Source organism: Micromonospora sp. NPDC049151, from assembly GCF_040648395.1.
Lineage (GTDB): Bacteria > Actinomycetota > Actinomycetes > Mycobacteriales > Micromonosporaceae > Micromonospora.
Genome location: NZ_JBEZDP010000009.1, coordinates 154037 through 155751, shown reverse-complemented (window position 1 = coordinate 155751; position 1715 = coordinate 154037). Strand labels below are relative to the sequence as shown.

1 protein-coding gene is annotated in these 1715 nt (G+C 74.1%); it reads left to right on the top strand.

Going from position 1 to position 1715, the window contains the following annotated elements; all coding sequences use genetic code 11:
• Positions 1-171 precede the first annotated feature (171 nt).
• Positions 172-1715, top strand: a 1544-nt coding sequence (locus AB0B20_RS13475; RefSeq protein WP_357470595.1) for a sugar ABC transporter ATP-binding protein, incomplete at its 3' end; no start/stop codon positions are given.

The following is a 1715-nucleotide window of genomic DNA, read 5'->3' as shown; positions in this document are numbered from 1 at the left end:
CGGTGAGCCGGTGTTGCGAGCCCCGCAGTCGCGAACGGGGGCGGGCTCGGTGAGCGCGAGGAGTGAGCCGGTGTTGCGAGCCCCGCAGTCGCGAACGGGGGCGGGCTCGGTGAGCGCGAGGAGTGAGCCGGTGTTGCGAGCCCCGCAGTCGCGAACGAAGGGCGAAGCAGCGTGAGCGCGAGGAAGGCGGGCGCGGGCGCCGTCGCGGGCGAGGTGGTGCTGCGCCTCACCGACGTGGTCAAGACGTTCCCGGGGGTACGCGCGCTCGACGGCGTGCGACTGGAGGTGCGGGCGGGCGAGGTGCACTGCCTGCTGGGGCAGAACGGCGCCGGCAAGTCCACACTGATCAAGGTGCTGGCCGGGGTGCACCGGCCGGACTCGGGCGAGGTGCTCTGGCGGGGCGAGCCGGCCTCGTTCGCCGATCCACAGGCCGCCATGCGCGCCGGCATCGCCACCATCTACCAGGAACTCGATCTGGTCGACGACCTGTCGGTGGCGGAGAACGCGTTCCTCGGTCACGAGCCGCGCCGGTTCGGGTTCGTCCGGCGGGGGCACACGGCCCGGCATACCCGGCAGATCCTGGCCCGCCTCGGCCACCCGGAGATCCCGCCGGGACGGCTGGTGCGGCACCTGCCCGCCGCCGGCAAGCAGATCGTCAGCATGGCCCGGGCGCTGTCCCACGAGGCCCGGCTGATCATCATGGACGAGCCGAGCGCCGTGCTGGCCCACGACGAGGTGGCGAACCTGTTCCGGATCATCCGCGAACTCACCGCGCAGGGCATCGCGGTCGTCTACATCTCGCACCGGCTGGAGGAGATCCGCGAGATCGGCGACCGGGTCACCGTACTCAAGGACGGCCGGACCACGGCGGCGAGCCTGCCGGCCCGCGAGACACCGACCCGCGACCTGGTCGCCCGGATGACCGGGCGGACCATCGAGTACGTCTTCCCGAAGCGCCCGCCCGGCCACGGGGGCGGCGCGGAGCTGTTGCGGGTGGACGGGCTGACCCGGCCCGGCGAGTTCGCCGACGTCTCGCTCCGGGTCCGGGCGGGAGAGATCGTCGGCATCGCCGGGCTGGTCGGTTCGGGCCGCTCGGAGTTGCTGGAGACCATCTTCGGCGCGCGCCGGGCGCACGCCGGGACGGTCCGGGTCGACGGCCGGGTGCTGCGTCCCGGCAGTGTGGGCGCGGCGGTACGGGCCGGGATGGGCATGGCGCCGGAGGAGCGCAAGAGCCAGGCGCTGCTGCTGGGCGAGCCGGTCTACCGCAACGTCACGCTCGCCACGTTCGGCAGGTACGCCCGCCTCGGCTTCACGGACGCCGCCCGGGAGCGCGCCGAGGCGGACCGCGTCGCCGCGTCGCTGGAGCTGCGGCCCCGGGACGTACGCCGGCCGGTGCGCACGCTGTCCGGCGGCAACCAGCAGAAGGTGGTGGTCGGGCGGTGGCTGCTCGGCGGCACCCGGCTGCTGCTGCTCGACGAGCCGACCCGGGGCGTGGACGTGGGCGCCCGCGCCGAGCTGTACCAGGTGATCCGCGATCTGGCCGCCCGTGGTGTGGGGGTGCTGCTGGTCTCCAGCGAGGTCCCCGAGGTGCTGGGCCTGGCCGACCGGGTGCTGGTGATGCGGGAGGGCCGGGTGGTACGTGAGGCCCCGGCCGGCGAACTGGACGAGAACACAGTGCTCGACCTCGTCATGGCGGGGTCCCTCATGGAAGGCGT